The organism is Anaerobacillus alkaliphilus, from assembly GCF_004116265.1.
GTDB classification, from domain to species: Bacteria; Bacillota; Bacilli; order Bacillales; family Anaerobacillaceae; genus Anaerobacillus; species Anaerobacillus alkaliphilus.
The window spans coordinates 150,833-171,829 of sequence record NZ_QOUX01000021.1; the positions used below are offsets into that span (position 1 = coordinate 150,833).

The following is a 20,997-nucleotide window of genomic DNA, read 5'->3' on the forward strand; positions in this document are numbered from 1 at the left end:
AATTGTCAATGCTATATATACTTTTTACTATTTTCTCTTTATTCATTCAAAACCATAGCTAGTGTAACAATTTACTTTAGTGAAGTCAATAAATTCCGAACATTTTTCATATATAAATATTTTTTTGTTCGTAAAAACAAACAAAGATGGTAACCCACACTTGAGTTACCATCTTACCATTATCGGTTATCAACTTTTTCAGGATACATATCATGATTGAACAAACGCTGCTTGGCCATTTCCTCAAACATTGTTCCTTTTTTCCCGTAGTTTGCATATGGGTCAATGGAAATACCACCACGTGGTGTAAATTTGCCCCATACTTCTATATATTTGGGATCCATTAATTCAATTAGATCCTTCATAATAATATTAATACAATCCTCATGGAAATCTCCCTGATTACGGAAGCTGAAAAGATAAAGCTTTAATGATTTACTTTCCACCATTTTTTCACTTGGAACATACGAAATATAGATAGTTGCAAAATCTGGTTGCCCTGTTTTCGGACAAAGACTTGTAAACTCTGGACAATTGAACTTAACCCAATAATCATTATCCTGATGTTTATTTTCAAATGTTTCTAAAATTGATTTATCGTACTGAAACTTATATTCAACGTTTTGATTACCTAATAAAGATACGCCTTCTAATTCATGATCTTTTCTCATATTATTACACTCCTTTTTTATTCCCCCACAGTAAAGCATGAAGCTGTGGTAATACTCTTACTTGATTAAATTCTGGATCAATAATCACTTTACTAACAAGCCAGTCTAGCTTTTTCAGTAGCTTTATTGAAAGTTGTTCATCATCATCAACTGTTAGATCATCATTGCCTACTTGAAGATAGAATGGTACAGTTGGGTACTTTTGATGAACTCTTTTTGCATAAGCTAAGTCTCCCTCATCAAAAATAACAACCTTCAAACTCACATGACCTTCGCCAATTCGCTTTGTTAAGGACTCTACTAAGCCATCGAGTTTTTCAAAATCAGTATTCATTCCACTACTAGGCGGCTTAGGCGAGATTGTTAGATCATCAATGCGTAACATCCACGCCTGCCAAACCGTCCCTTGAGTTTCTAGTCCAATCTTCATTTGTAAATTTTTCAAAGAATCTACTAGTTCGCCAAGTTGTTTCAATAGGGCTGGATTTCCTCCAGATATCGTAACATGTTGAAAGTTTTCCAATCCAATTTCTTTTAACTCATCAATAATTTCTACAGCAGTCATTAAGCGAATGTCATCTTTCCCTGTTCCATCCCAAGTAAAAGCAGAATCACACCACGAGCATTGATAATCACAGCCTGCCGTTCGGATAAACACTGTTTTTTTACCAATCACTGCGCCTTCGCCTTGGATTGTTGGCCCAAAAATCTCTAATACAGGTATTCTCATTCCATCCACTCTCTTCTAGCTTCTGCATAGCTTGTTGGAGTTTCAAACAGCCGAACAAATTCTACTCTCGGCTCTAATCTTTGAAACTGACTTTTTTTCAAATAGTCAGCCATTTTCTCATAAATCCAAACAACCATATTTTCTGCAGTCGTATTCATTAGAGGTAATGTTTCGTTTAAATACCTATGATCTAGGTAGATTTCAATTTCCTCTTTCCAAATCTTCTTTATATCACCAAAATCGATAGCAATACCGATTTCATCAGTAAAAGAGCTTATTCCAAAGATCACCTTATACGTATGACCGTGAAGGTTTTTGCATTTCCCTTCATAATGATGAAGGTGATGGGCCGAATCAAACGTGAATTCTTTACTTACCATTACACGTTTATTATGATATTTCAAATCCTTAATTTGAATATCTTCACCTAACTTCTGAAGATTATCAACGATACGAAAACCAAATAAGCCATCATTACACATGGAGCTTTCCTCCTTGCTCAGCTAAGAACTTTTGCAAACCGTCACTACGCAGTTTACAAGCAGGACACTCTCCACAACCATCACCAATAATTCCATTGTAACAAGTGAGTGTATTTTCTCTTATATATTCAAACGCACCAAGCTCATTTGCTAGTGCCCACGTTTCTTTTTTATCAATCCACATTAACGGTGTATGGATGACAAAATTGTAATCCATCGCCAAATTTAACGTGACATTTAAAGATTTCACAAACATATCTCGGCAATCTGGGTAACCTGAAAAATCAGTTTCACAAACTCCAGTGATTAGATTATTAATCCCTTTTGCTTTTGCCATGATTGCTGCAAACGATAAGAAAAGATGATTACGCCCATCAACAAAGGTTGTAGGCAACCCTCCACCTTCGCCTTCTTTTATCTCAATATCAGTTCTCGTTAATGCATTAGAAGTAAGCTGATTTAACAGGCTCATATCAATCACCGTGTTTTTCACACCTTGGTCTTGAGCTATCTTTTTAGCTACTTCTATCTCTTCTTTGTGTCTTTGGTTGTAGTCGAACGTTACTGTTTCTACTTCATCAAAGTTCTTCAATGCCCAAAACAGACAGGTCGTCGAATCCTGACCGCCACTGAAAACCACCAATGCTTTCTTCATATATAAACCACTCCTTAGTTTTTTTTAACGAGAGGAGATCGCGAACTCTCGAAATGCAATGTAGAATGCAAAATTTAGAATGTAACATGGTAAAATTTTATATCTACATTTTACATTCTACATTCTACATTAATTCTTTTTAAAAATATACGTTATAACTTGGTAATTAGCACACTAAAACCCCTTTAGTGCATTAACCGCGCTAAAGGGGATTGCATTCTATATGGCACAACAAATAATCTATTAAAAATTCTCCAAGTGAATACTCTCACCAATTCTTAATTCATAATTCATAATTGACAATTGACAATTGATAGTTACGCTCCTGCCTCTGCGGTCCAGTAGGTCCTCGAGGCAAAGCTGCATGTAGTATTTCTTAGAAGTAAACCATGAGGTGAACGAGGTCAGTAGCTTCGCTACGCGTTTGCTCCCGCTGGAAGATCTCGTTCATCAAAACGCCGTTCGAGGTTTACGAATTTGTTGTATTCTTTAACAAAGGCAAGCTCAACGGTTCCAACGGGACCATTCCTTTGTTTCGCAATAATGATTTCAATAATATCCTTGTTCTCAGATTCTTTATCATAGTAATCATCACGATATAAGAAGGCAACAATATCGGCATCCTGCTCAATACTTCCTGATTCACGAATATCAGACATCATTGGTCGTTTATCTTGACGCGACTCTACTCCACGAGATAACTGCGATAAGGCTATTACAGGCACTTCTAATTCCCTAGCAATCCCTTTTAGTGATCTAGAAATCTCTGAAACTTCCTGTTGCCTATTTTCACCGCTACGGCCATCGCCACGAATTAACTGTAAGTAATCAATCAAAATCATGCCTAAACCCTTTTCCTGCTTTAGCCTTCGACACTTGGCTCGGATATCATTAACACGAATACCTGGGGTATCATCAATATATATACCCGCTTTTGATAGGCTACCCATAGCCATTGTTAGCTTTGTCCAATCCTCTTCTATCAGTGAACCTGTACGAAGTCTTTGAGCATCAAGGTTTCCTTCTGCACAAATCATCCTCATTACTAGCTGAGATGCACCCATCTCTAAACTAAAGATTGCTACGTTCTCATCTGTTTTTGTTGCCACATTTTGAGCAATGTTTAACGCAAAGGCAGTCTTACCTACTGAAGGACGTGCGGCCACAATAATTAGATCATTACGCTGAAATCCAGCTGTCATTCGATCTAACTCAGAGAAACCAGTTGGAATTCCAGTTATATCGCCTGTCCTATTTTGCAATTTTTCAATATTATCATATGCTTCAACTAATACATCTTTAATAGATATAAATGCACCTGTATTTTTTTTACGAGAAACTTCTAAAATAGTTTTCTCTGCTTCACTTAATACAGTGTCTACTTCTTCTTCTTCAGCATAGCCATCTGCAGCAATATTAGATGCAACGCGAATTAATCGTCTTAACAATGATTTTTCTTCAACGATTTTACTATAGTATTCAATATTAGCTGCCGTTGGAGCTGAGCTAGCTAAGTCACTTAAATAAGAGACTCCGCCTACTTCTTCTAACCATTTCTTATCTTGGAGTTCTGCCGTTACAGTTATTAAATCAACAGGCTCACCTTTTTCAGCTAAATGGATCATCACGCTGTAAATCCGCTGATGGGCTGCCCGGTAGAAATCTTCAGGTTGTAACCTCTCGGATGCTGAAACAAGTGCTTCTGCTTCTAGGAAAATTGCGCCTAAAACCGCTTGTTCTGCCTCAATATTTTGTGGTGGAGTACGATCAGCGAATAACTCACTCATGATGGTTTCACCTCTTTATAAAAAGTAGAATGCATTATAAATGTAAAATGTAGAATTTAGAATGTAGAATGCCTAGTTAAGCTTCGAAGCTTATTCCCTAAAAACAATTCTCCATTTTCAATTCTACATTTATCACTCATCTTTTAATTCCTAATTCACAATTCACAATTGACAATTATTACTTCTCTTCCACTACATGTACTTTAATCGTCGCCGTTACTTCTGAATGCAGTTTAACAGGAACGTTTGTATAGCCTAACGCTCGAATTGGCTCATCTAGCTCAATTTTACGCTTATCAATTTTCTTCTTCATTTTTGCCAATGTATCTGCAATTTGTTTACTAGTTACTGCGCCAAATAGACGGCCACCTTCACCAGACTTAGCTTTTATTTCAACTGTAAGTTTTTCTAGTTCATCTTTGTAAGCTTTTGCTTCATTAAGCTTTTCTTCAGCACGCTTCTCTTCGCCTTGTTTCTTTACTTCTAATGTTTTTAAGTTTCCAGCGCTTGCTTCAGCTGCTAATTTGTTTGGTAGTAAAAAGTTTCTTGCATAGCCTTCAGAAACATTTTTCACTTCACCTTTTTTCCCTTTACCTTTAACATCTTCTAAAAAAATTACTTTCATTCGGTTTTTCCCCCTTCAAAATACTCATCTATTTTTTCCTTTAATAATTGTTCTGCTTCATCTAAGGTGACATCACCTAATTGAGTAGCTGCATTTGATAAATGGCCACCACCATCAAGCCTCTCCATAATAAGTTGTACATTCACTTTCCCAAGCGATCTTGCACTAATACTTACCGCTCCATCTTTCCGTTTTGAAATAACAAACGATGCAACAACACCATTCATCGATAAGAGTGTATCTGCTGCTTGAGCAATTAGTACTTGGCTACAAACTTCATCAGGGTGACCTTTGGCAACCGCGATACCGTTACGATATATATGAGCACTTTCAATTAAACGAGAGCGCTTAATATACTGATCTAAATCTTGTTTTAATAAGTTTTGCACTAAACTTGGATCAGCACCTTGTGACCTCAAGTACGATGCGGCATCAAATGTTCTAGACCCCGTTCGAACTGCAAAGCTTTTTGTATCAACTATAATTCCCGCAAGCAATGCAGTTGCTTCTAATAAATCTAGTTTTGTTTGCTTTGGTTGGTATTCTAAAAGCTCCGTTATCAACTCTGCTGTTGATGATGCATAAGGTTCCATGTAGACAAGAACAGCTTCATTAATAAACTCTTCACCACGACGGTGATGGTCAATCACAATGACACGATCTATACGTTCTAAAAGCTTTGGCTCTATGACTAAAGAAGGTTTATGTGTATCTACAACAACTAAAAGAGTGTTCGAGGTCACTTCTTCTAAAGCTTCCTCTGGAGAGATAAAGTGTGCCCATAGACGGTCATGCTTCTCTACTTCCTCCATCAACTTACCAACATCTCTACTTATGTTATTTGGATCTAAAACAATATAACCTTCTTTTCCGCTTAGTTCAGCTAGCTTTAGTACTCCAATTGACGCTCCAATTGAGTCCATGTCAGGATTTATATGCCCCATAATCATGATACGATCGCTTTCTAATATAAAGTCACGAATCGCATGGGAGATGACTCTAGCTCTAACTCGTGTACGTTTTTCAACTGCATTAGACTTTCCACCATAAAAACGTACTTTTCCATTTTTTTGTTTAATAGCAACTTGGTCGCCACCTCTACCAAGCGCTAAATCTAAACTCGATTGAGCTAAAGTACCGAGTTCTTGCAGAGAACCTTGGCCGCTGCCGACACCGATACTAAGTGTGATTGGGATTTTTTCACGTGCAGTTGCTTCCCTTACTTCGTCTAGTAAATCAAATTTCGTTTCCTCAATTTCTTCTAACACTTCTTGACGAAAAATTGCTAAAAAGCGATCAGAAGAAGTTCTTCTAAGGAAAATCCCATGATCTTTTGACCATCTGTTAAGAATTGAAGTTACTTGACTCATTAGCTTACTTCTAATCTGGTCTTCCATACCTTGTGTAACTTCATCATAGTTGTCTAGATAAATAATAGCAATAACAGTTTGTTCCTTTTCGTACATCTTTTTCACTTTTGATTCTTCTGTAATATCAAAGAAATAGATTAATCTCTCTTCACGTTTAAATGTTGCACGAAATACATTTTCTCCAAGTTGGATGGTTACTTCTTTTAGATCAAGACCCAAGGCAGTGTGAAGCTCTTCATCAATTTTAGCTATCGGCTGACCAATACAATCATCCTCGATAATTGACATCACCATCGGATTTGCCCACAATATTACCTTGTCTTCGTTATAAAGTAAGATACCAATTGGAAGCTTTGTAACAGCTTCTTCACCAGCCTTATTGACACGGTAGGATAACGTCGAAATATATTCTTCTATTTCCTTTTTAAATGTTCTTTTTGCTTGTATTGTATAAAAAAGTAAGAGAGCAATGATCATCAATCCTAATAACCCTATGACCCATTGGTATATCATCAGTATCCCAATAAAAATAACTGCCACAGTAAATATTGCAATGATATGATATCCATGCAACCTTTTCATTAGAAACTCTGGCATAATTTCAACTCCTAATTAACTCGAGTTTTTTATTCTTTTTCGCAGTTCAAATCCTAAATCAATTATACCTAATATTCGATAGATATAAAGAAGAAATGGTAAGAAAAACGTCACGATGATGACAATAACGGATATAGATTTATGAAACCCTTTGGCATGAATGTAAAAAAAGACAACAGCTAGACCTTGAATAGTCATTGCAATTTCTAATAGAGGGAACAAGTTCCACATAACAAGATATAGAGCAGTTCCTTCTTCTAGGCCTACTAGTATAAAAATGGAGGCTATTAAATAATACCAGAGAAAAGACTTTGGAAATCCCCATTCACGAAACGGTTTGAAGTGAGCAACCTTTATTCGTAGCCTCTTTAGTACAGCATATGCAATCAACTGAATAAAAAGGGCATAAAAAACTCCGGTTGTAATAATTAGCGATGGTGCTAAAAAGATTATTCTTTCAATAAAATCAAGTAACGGTTCAAGTTGAGTTCTAGGGTCTTGACCGATGGCCACTAACATTGCTTCAGCAGTTTGCACTGACTCTAACATTAATTCCTGAATCACCTTAATAGGATTTAAATCAAAAACAACAATACTTACGATAAAAGATAAGATCAAATTAGCAATGTATGCTAAACTTCCACCAAGGAGCACAGTAAAAGCAGATTTCTTCCGCCTGTATAATTCTCCTACTACAATACCACTACTTCCAAACATAATGGCGCTTGTAAGTAATACAAAACCTCCAATAATAAAAGAAACAAACGACGCGACAACCCAAAGCATCAGACCAGGTTTCCACCCATTTCTTACTGTGTATACAATAAATGGTAATGGTAAAATCCATATTAATACCGAAGCAAGAATTGGTAGCACAACTGTTGCGAAGGCAAGGATCGCAAAAATAGCTGCGAATATTGCCCCTTCAGTCATTACCTTTGTATTTTTCATGTAACTTCCCTCTCCTCTAAAGGCTGTTTTCGCAAAGTTAGTTGCTTTCGTAAAAATCCCAAAAGCCGGATTTTTACACAAAATACTAAGAATTCACAACTAAGTTAGTAAGTATTGCTCTTTTCTTACATAATTTATTGGCTGATATCTTCATCTAGGGTATTTATCCGATTATTTTAGGGTAAAAAAGCCACAATGTTTACGAAAAGAACCTTTCTAAAAAAACCTCTTATTCACTCTCCTGATTATAAACGAAGTTGTTGTTTTTTAAAAATAGAGTCGATTTTTTTCTTATACTATCAGATTAATTATTCATTTTCACCATAATTGATAGTATAAGAAAAATTTCGGTTAAGTTTATAATCCTTCTTCTTCAAAAACTCTTAAGTCATTATTTTGGCCAATTAAAATTAAGATATCATTTTCTAATATTAGCTGGTCAGGAAAAGGCGTAATAATGACATCATCACCTCTTTTAATTCCTAAGATCGTACAGCCGTATTTGGCTCGTATGTCTAACTTTGCGATTGTCTTATTTGCTACTTTTTTCGAAGCTATGAGCTCCATAATACTGTAATCAGGTGATAATTCGATGTAATCAATAATCTTTTCCGAAACTAGATAATGGGCAATTCTTATCCCCATATCTTTTTCAGGGTGAATAATACGATCTGCTCCAATTTTTTCAACCACTTTATGATGATAGTTATTTTGTGCTTTCACCCACACATGCTTTACTTTAAGTTCCTTTAATAGTAATGTGCACAGAATACTTGCTTGAATATTATCCCCTATCGCAACAATTACGTACTCAAAATTCCGGATCCCCAAAGATAATAGGGTGTTTTCGTCAGTAGCATTGGCTACGACAGCATGTGTGGAGTAGTTTGCAAAGTTATGGACTCTTTCTTCATTTATATCTATCGCCAAAACTTCATGCCCCATCTTATAGAGTTCTCTACAAACACTTCCACCAAATCTACCAAGCCCAACTACTGCAAATTGCTTTTTCAAACATACCATCCCCTTTTTACTTTCCAAAATAACCGGCATTCCTTATTATAGGTAAGTTTCTGCTAAAATATAAAAAAGGGGATAGACTATAAGCCATCCCCTTTTTATAAATCCTTATTCCCCGCTTACGTACGGTAATAAAGCGATTTGACGTGCACGTTTAATTGCAGTCGTTAATTGACGTTGGTACTTAGCAGAAGTTCCAGTTACACGACGAGGTAAAATTTTACCACGCTCAGAAACGAAACGCTTAAGTAGGTCAACATTTTTGTAGTCGATTTTCGTGATTTTGTTTACTGTAAAGTAACATACTTTACGGCGTTTCGCACCACGGCCACCACGACGTCCTCCCATTGCCATTCAAAAAACCTCCTTCACTGATAAATTTTTATATTCGTAGGGTTACCCCTCATAAAAGTTAATAGTTAAAAGCCAATAGATCTAAAATGGTAAATCATCATCTGAGATGTCAATTGGCTTGCCATCACTAGCGAATGGATCATCAGAAAATGACTGATTACTACGGCCATAATTATTTTGGTTTTGGTTTTGATTATTAGGATAACCACCCTGACCCTGATTTGAGTTAGGGTTAGGATTATTATAATACTCTCCTCCACCACCCTGATTTCCACCACCAGCACCTTTTGTTTCAAGGAACTGTACAGTGTCTGCAACAACTTCTGTTATAAAAACTTTCTTGCCTTCGTTGTTTTCATAGTTGCGAGTTTGCAGTCTTCCATCAATTCCCGCTAAGCTTCCTTTACGTAAGTAATTAGCAACATTTTCTGCTTGTTTACGCCAAATCACTACATTGATAAAGTCCGCTTCACGATTTCCTTGTTGGTTTGAAAATGGTCTATTTACAGCAAGTGTAATACTCGCCACAGCAATTCCATTTGGTGTGTACTTAAGTTCAGGATCTCTAGTTAGGCGGCCAACCAAAACAACACGGTTAAGCATCAGTACCCCTCCCCATTCTATCTACTAGTTCTTATTCTTCGTCTTTAGTAATAAGTAAACGAATTACGTCTTCGTTAATTTTGATTAAACGATCGAATTCTGCGATTGCAGCTGGCTCAGCTGTTACGTTTAGTAATACATAGAAGCCTTCACGGAAGTCTTCAATTTCATAAGCTAAACGACGCTTACCCATTTCATCAGCCTTGTCGATAGTAGCACCATTATCAGTTAAAACGCCGTTAAAACGTTCGATTAACTCTTTAGTTGCAGCTTCTTCAAGGTTTGGTCGAATAATGTACATGATTTCATATTTACGCATTTGTACGTCACCTCCTTTTGGTCTAGCGGCCCCTCTTTATACGAGGAGCAAGGGGCGAATAACACAACAATATAACTTGTCATTTACTCGCATTTATCGATTATAACAGAATTCATTTTAAATGTAAAATGTAAATTAAAGATAGTGTAGAATGTAGAGTCTAGAATTATTATTTAGAAGTGCTTCGAAGCCACTGCCCCACCATTCTACACTCTACATTTTGAATTCTTCATTCTACATTTTAAACGTTAAATCTAAAGTGGATTACATCTCCATCAGCAACAACGTATTCTTTTCCTTCTAATCTTACTTTCCCTTTTTCCTTCGCTTGAGCGTGTGAGCCTGCTTCCACTAGGTCATCATATGCCACTACTTCAGCACGAATAAAACCGCGTTCAAAATCAGTATGAATAACTCCTGCTGCTTGCGGTGCTTTTGTTCCTTTACGGATTGTCCAAGCACGAACCTCTTGCACTCCAGCTGTAAAGTAGGTTGATAATCCTAATAAACTGTAAGCGGCACGAATTAATTGATCTAATCCAGACTCCTGAATCCCTAATTCTTCAAGGAACATTGCCTTTTCTTCTCCTTCAAGTTCAGAAATCTCTTCCTCGATCTTCGCACAAACAACGATTACTTCTGAATTTTCCCCAGCGGCAAACTCTCTTACTTTTTGTACCAACGGATTATCATCAGCGACTAATAGCCCATCTTCGTTTACATTTGCTACATATAGGACTGGTTTCATTGTTAAAAGATGCATACCTTGTACAATTTTCTTTTGCTCATCATTTAGTTCTACACTTCTTGCCGGTTTTTCATTTTCAAAAGCTTCTCTTAGCAACACTAGTACTTCTAATTCAGCGATTGCTTCTTTATCTTTTGATTTTGCTAATTTTTCAACACGGCTAATACGCTTCTCTACAGAATCAAGGTCAGCAAGGATTAACTCTAGGTTAATCACTTCAATATCACGAATTGGATTAACACTGCCTGAAACGTGAGTAATGTTTTCATCCTCAAAACACCGAACAACGTGGGAGATAGCATCAACTTGGCGAATGTGAGATAAGAATTTGTTTCCTAGTCCTTCCCCTTTACTCGCTCCTTCTACGATCCCAGCAATATCAGTAAACTCAAATGCTGTCGGTACTGTTTTCTTCGGTTGAACAAGTTCTGTTAACTTTGTTAAACGAGGATCTGGTACTTCAACAATTCCTACGTTAGGGTCAATTGTACAGAACGGATAGTTTGCAGATTCTGCTCCTGCTTGAGTGATTGCGTTAAATAGTGTTGATTTACCAACGTTTGGTAAACCAACAATTCCAGTTGTTAAAGCCATGAAAGCCACTTCCTTCATTAAATATAGTTTATATAAACATAAGTATAGAATTTAAAAAATTAACTAATAATCCTTCACAATTATATGTATTTAATAGGAAAAAAACAAGCTTTGTTAAGCTTGTTTTTTCTTGTCTAGCTCCAGTGCCCAGCCCCTCGAGTCAAATAACCTGCCAAAGAAAAAGTGAACTGCCCTTTTTCCTCGTTAAAAAGTGAAAACCCGCACTACTTGCTCCTGCGATTACTCGTCGCAAAGCTTGCAAGAAGATTATCAGGAAGTTGCTTGTCAGAACATTTGCTTATCGGGGCTAACCAGGGAAAAAGACTTCACATTTTTCCTAGGGCACTTGCACTTTTCTTTATATCCACTAGACAATCGTATTGTATGCCACCTAAGCCAATTTCCGATCTACCTGAGGATGTCAAAACATTCACTGATCCACCGAGCTTTTTCCATCTTCCCTCATCAATATTAATCGTATCATCATGGGCTTTTTTCATGATTTTTACATGCCCTGTAACTTCACCACGCTCATTCCAGATGATGACTTCTTCACCGTCTGTAAGCTCTTTTTCCAATCCAATCTTTTCGGATATTTCTACAATTACCCTTTTATCATCAAGTAAATGATAATTTTGAGAATGATTAGATCTCGCAGGATGTTTTGATAATAAGTGATAAGGAAACTTCTTGCACTTTGAACTTATTACCGATTCTAAAGGATACTGAAACGATAATGCTCCTTCCTCTCCTTCTAGTAAAGGTAGCGTCGTCGTAAATTCATACTTTCCACTAGGAGTTTTAAAAGTAAAATCAGCCCAGGGAACATCTGGGACGGGAAGCTTAACAAAGCCTTCTTCTTTTATTTTTTCTAATGTAATACCCTTTGCTTCTAATGATTTTAGTCCCATTCTTAGAAATTCCTCTTCACTAAAGGCAAAATCTTCTCCGAAACCTAATCGTGTAGCAAGCTCTCTCCAAATCCATAAATCAGATTTTGCTTCCCCTTTTGGCGTGACTAATTTCGGTCCATAATTCACATAGCTATGGTACATGGAAGCATAATAAATATCTTCTTCTTCAAATACGGTTGAACACGGTAAAATGTAATCAGCCAGTTCAGCGGTATCTGTCATGAACTGATCTATGACGACCACTGTCTCTATCGAAGCAAATGCCTCTTCCACTCGATTAGTGTCGGGCAATTGTGTTAACGGATTACCTCTTGAAACAAATGCCATCTTGATTGGTGGTTCACTTTCTGAAAGAATCTTTTCTGCCTGGTTCATCCGTGTAAATGTTCTACTATTTTTCTTTCTACTCTCTAATAGTAAATTGCCTACATCAAATGATTGACCAACCGGGAGATGACCGTAATTTGCTCCTCCACCTCTAATACCAATATTTCCGCTTACGGCAACCAAAGCGTCTATTAGTCTGATTGTATGGCCCCCATTAGCATATCTTTGTAGACCTAAACCTAAATACGTGGTAGTAGGTCCATTACTATACTGATAGGCGAGTTCATGAATTATCTTTTCAGTTACTGACGTTTGCTCGACAATCTCATCCATAGAAATATTGTCTATATACTTATCAAACTCTTCATAACCGTAAGTATGCTTACGTATGAAGTCTTCAGCTAAGGCATTCATTGTCTTTAACACTTTCATAATGCCGATAGCTAATAATCCGTCCATCCCTGGTCGAACTGCAATAAACGTATCAGCTAACTTTGCTGTTTGATGATGTAATGGGTCAATAACCGTGACATGTATCCCCTTTTTCTTTGCTTCTATTAAATTGGCAAACAAGTGAATATTCGTACTCGCTGCATTTCTACCCCAGACAACCACATGTTTACTATTAAAAATATCTTCTGGTGCATGCGCTGCACTATTTCCAAAATCCCAGATTTGTGCCTCTATTCCAGCACCCCAACATAAGCTACCAACAACCTCTGTCACACCGCCATAACAATTAAAAAACCGATAATCTAAGTTTTTTAACAATCCGTTGTTTGAATAATCGTGACTGTGCAAGACAGCTGTTGTTCCGTAAACTTCTTTGGTAACTATTAGCTTTTCTGCGATTTCATCTAATGCTTGTTCCCATGATATTTTCTCAAAATGACCGTCAACTTTTTTCAAGGGCTTTGTTATTCGTAGTGAAGAGTTTGTTCTCGTTTCTAGCATTCTTCCCCTACTACAAATATGCCCTTTTGTTACTGGGTGTTGTTTGTTTCCTTCTACCTTAGTCACAGTATCACTATCAACTGTTACCGTAAATCCGCATGTATCCCAACAATTGAGGGGACAGGCTGATATTTGTTTCACTTCCATATGAACCTCTCCCTTTTGATGTTTCTTTTACTCTATATGTTTTACTAAAATCTTTTTTATCTTTCTTGAAAACTCTTTACGTGGTATTAACACACTATGCTCACAACCTAAGCACTTAATCCTTATATCCATCCCTAATCGTATGATTTTCCAACGATTTTCTCCACAAGGGTGAGGTTTCTTCATTTCAACAACGTCATGTAGATCAAATTGTTTCTGATTATCCATTAAACAATCCCCTCCTACCATAGTAAACATTCCTGTCTCCATTATCATCTATTTGTCATTATACAATACAGACCACATTAGTTTCTATTGAAATAAAAAATAGAGAGTGCGTCTTGCACTCTCAGACTTCATCTTTAAAATTCTTGGCAATCGGATACAAAAGGATAGACGCTAGGATATATAAATTTAACACCCCATAGAGAGGATACAATACAGCAATTAATGTTGAAAAACCAATTTGTGTCAAAGGAATCATTAATAAAATTAATAGGGATGCAGTTGCCCAAGTAGGCAATGAAACAAATTTTCTAAATCTACTTGTTAAACCAAAAAGTCCAGATGCAGCTGTCGTGTAAATAGCTACCCATAGTAAAACTGACATAACAAGTACCATAAAATAAGGGTAGTGCTTAAGAATTGCAAATAGTGGTATTTCGTAGAACATAATATCGTGTGCTACTTTTAAAAGGGATTCGTTATAAAGTATTGAAATGCCTCCCAAAATAGCACCACTGCCAATACTTGCAATCCATATTTCTCCCTTTGTTTTTATTTCACTACCAATCCCCGCTAGTACAGCAACCAAAGGCAATATATTTAATGCTGTAAACGTGAAAGCAGCTGGCCAATTTGACTGGTTGCTAAAGCTTAAGTTAATGGAAAAACCATCGAGAAATTGAAAGGAAAGTAAAATCCCCACTAGGAATACAATTAAAATAGGTACCACTAGCGAATTCATTGACGTTATTCCTTTGGTATCCCAGAAAAACAAAACAATCAATAATAAAGAAATAATAATAATCCCAACCCAATAAGGTAATTGGATAACTTCGAGGGTTGCTCCACCACCTGCTAGCATAATGACAGTAACTGAAAACAGATACAAAATAATCATGTAATCATACAATCTAGTTAACTTTTTTCCCATTAGAAGTTGTAATACAGGTAGATAATGAACTGTTTTTTGATTATAACTGATACTTAATATAACAGAAACGCATATGCTAAATAATACAGCAAATATAACAATCGCTAAGCTACTCTCAGTACCGAAAAACTCCCATAATTCCCTTCCTGAAGCATACCCAGCACCAATCATCGTTCCAATAATTAAAAACATCCATTTCAAACCTGCTCTTATCATGATAAACGCAACCTTTCAAAATTTTTGATGAGTATGTATGTATATAAAGGAAAAAATATCCGTATACTAATACTATTATTTTTATCGATGGGGAGGTCATAGGATGATTACAAGAAATCTTTTTAGAAAAAAGCAATTACCTTTTCGCGTTCATATTGATGAAGCCGATGCTACAGTTGAATTTTCAAACCAACTTTCAGACCTTCTACCAAAACTATCAACCAAAGATATTGTTATTGTATGCATTGGTACCGATCGCTCTACCGGCGACTCATTAGGACCACTCATAGGTTCAAAACTAGAGAGTCAATTAAACACATTTCACGTATATGGTACGTTAGAAGATCCTATACATGCAGTTAACTTAGAGGAAAAATTAGCTGAAATTCATGCTAAACATAGAAACCCATTTATTATCGGTGTTGATGCATGTCTAGGCCGTTCTACAAGTGTTGGGTATATCTCAATTAATGATGGACCAGTGAAACCAGGAGCTGCTGTGAATAAAAATCTTCCGCCAGTTGGTGACATTCACATTACTGGAATAGTGAATGTAGGTGGTTTTATGGAGTATATGGTTCTCCAAAATACTAGATTACATTTCGTTTTTAAAATGGCTGAGAGGATTGCCGAGAGCGTCCTATTAACAGATAAACAGTTACAGAAAGATAGACAACGATCTCTTCTAAAACCTGTAAAACCCACTTATTTTTCAAGCTAAAAGAAATGATACAATACAAAAAAGACAACTCCTTACATGTATAGTAAAGGTTGTCTCTTTTTATGAGTAAATTATTCACTTTGATAAATAACTATCTTAAATGACATTTAAAACTGTAACAATTACTGCAACTACCAAAATCGCTGGAAGTAAATTAGCTACTCTTACTTTTGTTACACCTAAAATATTTAAACCAATGGCTAAAATCATTACCCCACCAGTTGCTGTCATTTCTACAATGAATGCGTCCATAATATGTTGTGGAACGTATTGAGTAATCTGTGTTGCTAGAATTGCTATTGAACCTTGATATATCATTACTGGAAAAGCAGAAAATAAGACACCAATACCTAATGTACTAGTAAATAAGATAGCTGAAAAACCATCTAGCATTGACTTCGTGTATAATACTGCATGATCATTCCTCAACCCACTATCTAAGGCACCGACAATGGCCATTGCTCCAACCACATAAATGAGTGTAGCAGTAACAAAGCCTTTGGCAAATGAACCTTCCTCTTTCGCTCCTGTTTTAGCTTCTAACCATCTACCAAGTCGATTAAGCTTATCTTCTAAGTCCCACTTTTCACCTAAAACTGCTCCAACTGCTAAACTACCAATGACTATTAAAAAATTTTCACTTTTCAGCCCCATCCCTATTCCGATGATAATGACTGCCAAAGCAATTGCTTGCATGACAGTAACCTTTACCTTTTCAGGAATTTTCCGAAGTTGTGTACCTAATAATGAGCCAATAATAATCGCTAAACCATTTACAATTGTTCCTAACAACACCATTATTCCTTCTCCTATCCAACTAAACCTTCTTTTATTTCAATTATCATATTAATAAACTGATCAATTTCTTCTTTTGTATTATAAATACCGAAACTTGCTCGAATAGTACCAGCTTCTATTGTACCAATTGTTTCATGTGCAAGTGGCGCACAATGAAGCCCACCTCTTAAAGCAACTTGATAATGTTGATCAAATATCATTGTAATCTCTTGAATATCAGTACCATCAATGACAAAAGGAATAACTGCAAGCCTCTTTTTACTACTATCTGGCCCAAAGACTGTCACACCATCAATCTTATTCATTTTTTCTAAACAATACTGCGTCAATTCCCATTCATGCTCAAAGATATTTTCAACCCCAATGCGAACAACTTCATCAACTCCAGCAGACAAACCAGCTATTCCAGGTGTATTGAGAGTACCACTTTCATAGCGATTTGGACGCTCTGAAGGTTGATCTTTTTGTTCAGAATGACTACCTGTCCCACCATGAAAGATCGGACTTAACTCAACTGATTTGTTTACAATCAGTACTCCAGTCCCCTGAGGACCGAGCAATCCCTTATGTCCTGGGAAAGCTAGCATATCTATATTCATTTGTTCCATATGTATTGGCAATATACCCGCTGTCTGTGATGCATCTACTAAAAATGAAATTCCTCTTTCTTTACAAACAGAACCAATCATTTCGATCGGGAAAATAGCCCCTGTTAAGTTTGAACCATGACTAGTTACTACTAATTTCGTCTCTGGTAATATCTCTCCTATGAGATCTTCCTTAGAAATATGACCATTTATATCGCTTTTCAAGTAGGTTACCTTAATCCCTTTTTCTTGCTTAAGATACTCCAAGGGTCTTCTTACTGAATTGTGCTCATAAGAGGTGGAAATTACATGGTCACCTTTCTCTAAAGGAAAACCCTTAATGCCTTGATTTAAAGCGTGGGTTGCATTTTGACAAAAGATTACATTGTTCGGGTCTTTCTCACCAAAAAGTTTTGCTAGCTTCGCTCTAGTCTCATATATAACTTCTGAAGCTCTATTTGCAAGCTGATGGCCACCACGACCCGGGTTTGCTCCATATTCATTTATAGCTTTAGCGACTGCATTAGCGACTGTATTAGGTTTAGGAAATGATGAAGCTGCTTGATCGAAGTAGATAATCGACATTTGAACCCTCTCCTTACAACTTATTTCTAGTTATGTATACTATGCCCTCTTTACTAGAAAAAAAAGAGACTAACCCTTAGGTATTGGGTCAGACCTCTTAAGAGCTATTCCTAATCTTTAACGTTGTCCTTCTAATAAAGATAAAATCCGTTCTAAATCATCTTCAGAGTAAAATTGTATCTCAATCTTCCCTCTTTTTTTGTTTTTCTTAATGGCAACTGCAGTTCCAAACCTCTCACGTAAATGCTCTTCTTTTTCTTTAATAAAAACAGACGGTTCCGGTTTTTTCTTAATTGTTTCACGTGAAACATTTTCGTTTAATAGCTGAATTAGATGCTCTAATTGACGTACATTCAACCCTTCATCTAATACCTTCTTTATTAACAGTTCCAGTTTGTCTTTGTTTTTCAAACCAAGTAATGCTCTACCATGACCCATTGAAAGGTCACCTTTTTCAACTAGAGCTTGTACTTCATTTGGAAGTTGTAACAAACGAAGATGATTGGCAATGTGAGGTCGACTCTTCCCTAAACGTTTTGCTAACTGCTCTTGAGTTACCTGTAAATGCTTCATTAATTTATCATAAGCAACAGCTTCTTCAATAGAGTTTAAGTCTTCCCTTTGCAGGTTTTCAATTAAGGCAAATTCCATCATTTTATCTTCGGTTAATTCTTTAACGACAACAGGAATTGTCTTTAAGCCAGCTTCTGTTGCCGCACGAAATCTTCGCTCTCCTACTACAATTTCGTACCCCTTAATGCTTTTACGAACTAGTAACGGCTGTAAGATTCCATGATTTAAGATCGATTCCTTCAGTTCGGTGATCGACTCTTCTGAGAAAATCTTTCTTGGCTGATAAGGGTTCGGTCGTAATTCATTTAAAGGAACTTCTTGAATTTGCTCTTTCTTATCGTCAGCAACATCGGGAAATAAAGCTGAAATTCCCTTACCTAAGCCTTTAGCCATTTGCAACCACTTCCTTTGCCAAATCTATATAAACTTCAGCACCCCTAGATTTAGGATCATAAGTAATAATAGGTTGACCGTGGCTCGGAGCCTCACTCAGCCGAACATTTCTAGGTATAATTGTAGCAAATACTTTTTCTCGAAAATATTTTTTCACTTCATCAATGACTTGAATACCCAAATTAGTTCTAGCATCTAGCATCGTTAATAACACTCCCTCAATTTCTAAGTTAGTATTAAGATGCTTTTGAACTAATCTTACTGTATTTAAAAGCTGACTTAACCCCTCAAGGGCATAATACTCACATTGAACCGGAATTAATACAGAACTAGAAGCAGTTAAAGAGTTAATCGTTAGTAGCCCTAAAGAAGGTGGGCAATCAATGATGATATAATCATAATTGTGTTCTACTTGCTCAAGCGCTCTTTTTAATCGAACTTCCCTTGAAATCGTTGGAACAAGTTCAATTTCAGCTCCAGCTAACTGAATAGTAGAAGGAATAATATCTAATCCTTCAATAGCTGTTGCCATGATCACTTCTTTTGGACTTATATCTTCAACTAAGATGTTATAAATACAGTTCTCAACATCGCCTTTATCAATACCAATTCCACTTGTAGTATTACCTTGGGGATCAACATCAATCAAAAGTACTCTCTTGCCAATATGAGCAAGGCACGCACTTAGATTAACAGCAGTGGTTGTTTTACCAACTCCACCTTTTTGGTTTGCAATTGCAATTACTTTCCCCATTGTTTCACCTACCTCATTTATATCTTTAACTCTAGTTTTTAGTTAGTAGAGTTACTTCTAATAATTTATTTGAAAAGCATTAGTATCATTTTATCATGAAAATTTAAAACTAAGTATTTTTTTTCACTTAAAAAAACGTTGAATATAAAAAAACAATAAAAAAAGAACTCAAATCCGAGGAAGTGAGCCATAAAATTAACGGGAATGTCGTACATAAATAAAATTATTATTTGTTTTTCGGTATTCTGATTGTAAATTGATAGTAATCGTCGTGATCTTCTTCATCAGTATCTATGGAGAGTCCACTCTTCACTACCATATCGACAGATTGACGAATTGTATTCATCGCTAAACGCATATCTCTTGAAAAAGCTTTTCTCTGTGGTTTCTTCTTCTTATCTGCAGGACCTTCTAAAATTCTTTTTACAAGCTCCTCTGTCTGCTTTACATTTAACCCTTTTTCTATTACTTCAGCTAAAAGCTTTTCTTGTAACTCTACTTCTTTAACTGGTAATAGAGCTCTTGCATGACGTTCTGTAATAACTCTATTTAATATAGCTTCTTGTACTTTTTCAGGTAATTGCAATAATCGAAGTTTATTAGCAATCGTTGATTGACCTTTACCAAGACGTTGTGCCAAACTTTCTTGTGTTAAGCCGTGTAACTCTAGTAATTTAGCATAAGCAACAGCTTCTTCAATAGCTGTTAGGCCTTCACGTTGTAAATTCTCAATTAATGCTACGGATGCTGTTTGCGCATCGTTAAACTCTTTTACAATTGCCGGGATGTGCTCCCAACCGAGTTTTGTAACAGCTCTCCAACGGCGCTCTCCAGCAATGATTTCAAATTTCCCATTTCTCTCACGGACAACAATTGGTTGAATGACACCATGTGTACGGATCGTTTGTGCTAATTCATCAATTCGCTCATCCACAAACACAGTACGTGGTTGAAAGCGATTTGGAACTATATCCTTTACGGGAAGTTGCTTTACTTCTTCGTTATCATTAATTTCGTCAATTGTTTTTACTTCTTCAATGATTTCTTCGCTCTTTTCATTAAAACCGAACAGGCGTGAAAACGGCTTCATTGCAGCACCACCCTCTAAAAACTACCTTCCTAACCTATTCGCTAAACAAGCTAGAAAGTCCTTCTTTTATTTTAGTTCATTTTATAAAAATGATTGAATAATAATCTAGATTTCAGGCTCTTAAACTAATAGTCTTACTATCTTAATTATTATAAGCCCCTATATAATAATACCACTTAAGAATGTTTCACGTGAAACATTTTTCCGAAAAATTTATTATAGTTTAATAGATTTAGTAGTAAGATGAAAGAAGCTACTTACCAATTGAGTAGCTTC

The 20,997-nt window shown here is 36.3% G+C and carries 22 protein-coding genes; 1 reads left to right on the forward strand and 21 read right to left on the reverse strand.

Annotation, left to right across the window (positions count from 1 at the left end; translation table 11 throughout):
• Positions 1–179: 179 nt before the first annotated feature.
• The 16 genes from queF to DS745_RS05840 form a co-directional block, all read right to left on the reverse strand.
• Positions 180–671: a preQ(1) synthase gene (gene queF / locus DS745_RS05765; RefSeq protein ID WP_206662917.1), complete on the reverse strand. Its 492-nt coding sequence runs from the start codon at positions 669–671 to the stop codon at positions 180–182.
• 4 nt (positions 672–675) lie between these two features.
• A complete protein-coding gene (gene queE / locus DS745_RS05770) occupies positions 676–1,401 on the reverse strand; it encodes a 7-carboxy-7-deazaguanine synthase QueE (protein ID WP_129077328.1) in 726 nt (241 codons plus the stop codon).
• Positions 1,398–1,883: a 6-carboxytetrahydropterin synthase QueD gene (gene queD, locus DS745_RS05775; protein WP_129077329.1), complete on the reverse strand. Its 486-nt coding sequence runs from the start codon at positions 1,881–1,883 to the stop codon at positions 1,398–1,400. Before queD ends, queE begins: the two co-directional genes overlap by 4 nt.
• A complete protein-coding gene (gene queC, locus DS745_RS05780; RefSeq protein WP_129077330.1) occupies positions 1,876–2,538 on the reverse strand; it encodes a 7-cyano-7-deazaguanine synthase QueC in 663 nt (220 codons plus the stop codon). Before queC ends, queD begins: the two co-directional genes overlap by 8 nt.
• Positions 2,539–2,954: 416 nt before the next feature.
• Positions 2,955–4,325: a replicative DNA helicase gene (gene dnaB, locus DS745_RS05785; protein WP_129077331.1), complete on the reverse strand. Its 1,371-nt coding sequence runs from the start codon at positions 4,323–4,325 to the stop codon at positions 2,955–2,957.
• 178 nt (positions 4,326–4,503) lie between these two features.
• A complete protein-coding gene (rplI, locus tag DS745_RS05790; protein WP_129077332.1) occupies positions 4,504–4,950 on the reverse strand; it encodes a 50S ribosomal protein L9 in 447 nt (148 codons plus the stop codon).
• Positions 4,947–6,917, reverse strand: a complete 1,971-nt coding sequence (locus DS745_RS05795) for a DHH family phosphoesterase (RefSeq protein ID WP_129077333.1) — start codon at positions 6,915–6,917, stop codon at positions 4,947–4,949. Before DS745_RS05795 ends, rplI begins: the two co-directional genes overlap by 4 nt.
• A gap of 15 nt (positions 6,918–6,932) precedes the next feature.
• On the reverse strand, positions 6,933–7,868 hold the full coding sequence (locus tag DS745_RS05800; RefSeq protein WP_129077334.1) for a YybS family protein: 936 nt from the start codon (positions 7,866–7,868) through the stop codon (positions 6,933–6,935).
• A gap of 357 nt (positions 7,869–8,225) precedes the next feature.
• Positions 8,226–8,891, reverse strand: coding sequence for a potassium channel family protein (locus DS745_RS05805; protein WP_129077369.1), 666 nt, complete (start codon positions 8,889–8,891; stop codon positions 8,226–8,228).
• 105 nt (positions 8,892–8,996) lie between these two features.
• Complete coding sequence (gene rpsR / locus DS745_RS05810) at positions 8,997–9,236, reverse strand: 30S ribosomal protein S18 (protein ID WP_241657732.1); 240 nt, start codon at positions 9,234–9,236, stop codon at positions 8,997–8,999.
• Positions 9,237–9,323: 87 nt separating this feature from the next.
• Complete coding sequence (gene ssb, locus DS745_RS05815; RefSeq protein WP_129077336.1) at positions 9,324–9,845, reverse strand: single-stranded DNA-binding protein; 522 nt, start codon at positions 9,843–9,845, stop codon at positions 9,324–9,326.
• A gap of 31 nt (positions 9,846–9,876) precedes the next feature.
• Positions 9,877–10,164, reverse strand: coding sequence for a 30S ribosomal protein S6 (rpsF, locus tag DS745_RS05820; RefSeq protein ID WP_129077337.1), 288 nt, complete (start codon positions 10,162–10,164; stop codon positions 9,877–9,879).
• Between the two features lie 241 nt (positions 10,165–10,405).
• Complete coding sequence (gene ychF, locus DS745_RS05825) at positions 10,406–11,506, reverse strand: redox-regulated ATPase YchF (RefSeq protein WP_129077338.1); 1,101 nt, start codon at positions 11,504–11,506, stop codon at positions 10,406–10,408.
• A 326-nt stretch (positions 11,507–11,832) separates the two neighbouring features.
• Positions 11,833–13,848, reverse strand: coding sequence for a molybdopterin-dependent oxidoreductase (locus DS745_RS05830; RefSeq protein WP_129077339.1), 2,016 nt, complete (start codon positions 13,846–13,848; stop codon positions 11,833–11,835).
• 27 nt (positions 13,849–13,875) lie between these two features.
• Positions 13,876–14,076 carry a DUF951 domain-containing protein gene (locus DS745_RS05835; RefSeq protein ID WP_129077340.1) on the reverse strand — a complete coding sequence of 67 codons (201 nt, stop codon included), beginning with the start codon at positions 14,074–14,076 and terminating at the stop codon, positions 13,876–13,878.
• Between the two features lie 121 nt (positions 14,077–14,197).
• Positions 14,198–15,220: a YkvI family membrane protein gene (locus DS745_RS05840; protein WP_129077341.1), complete on the reverse strand. Its 1,023-nt coding sequence runs from the start codon at positions 15,218–15,220 to the stop codon at positions 14,198–14,200.
• A 103-nt stretch (positions 15,221–15,323) separates the two neighbouring features.
• Between DS745_RS05840 and yyaC the strand changes: the two genes are divergently transcribed.
• Entirely contained in the window at positions 15,324–15,941 is a 618-nt protein-coding gene (gene yyaC, locus DS745_RS05845; protein ID WP_129077342.1) for a spore protease YyaC, read from the forward strand.
• Positions 15,942–16,037: 96 nt separating this feature from the next.
• Here the strand turns inward: yyaC and DS745_RS05850 are convergent, their stop codons facing one another.
• The 5 genes from DS745_RS05850 to noc all read right to left on the reverse strand — a co-directional run bounded on the left by DS745_RS05850 (position 16,038) and on the right by noc (position 20,721).
• Complete coding sequence (locus tag DS745_RS05850; protein ID WP_129077343.1) at positions 16,038–16,739, reverse strand: DUF554 domain-containing protein; 702 nt, start codon at positions 16,737–16,739, stop codon at positions 16,038–16,040.
• Positions 16,740–16,750: 11 nt separating this feature from the next.
• The gene (locus DS745_RS05855; protein ID WP_129077344.1) at positions 16,751–17,911 is read right to left on the reverse strand and encodes an aminotransferase class V-fold PLP-dependent enzyme; all 1,161 of its coding nucleotides are present in this window, start codon (positions 17,909–17,911) and stop codon (positions 16,751–16,753) included.
• Between the two features lie 117 nt (positions 17,912–18,028).
• Complete coding sequence (locus DS745_RS05860) at positions 18,029–18,877, reverse strand: ParB/RepB/Spo0J family partition protein (RefSeq protein ID WP_129077345.1); 849 nt, start codon at positions 18,875–18,877, stop codon at positions 18,029–18,031.
• A complete protein-coding gene (locus DS745_RS05865; protein WP_129077346.1) occupies positions 18,870–19,631 on the reverse strand; it encodes a ParA family protein in 762 nt (253 codons plus the stop codon). Before DS745_RS05865 ends, DS745_RS05860 begins: the two co-directional genes overlap by 8 nt.
• A 226-nt stretch (positions 19,632–19,857) precedes the next feature.
• Positions 19,858–20,721 (reverse strand): nucleoid occlusion protein, encoded by an 864-nt coding sequence (gene noc / locus DS745_RS05870; RefSeq protein ID WP_129077347.1) that lies wholly within the window; start codon positions 20,719–20,721, stop codon positions 19,858–19,860.
• Positions 20,722–20,997 lie beyond the last annotated feature (276 nt).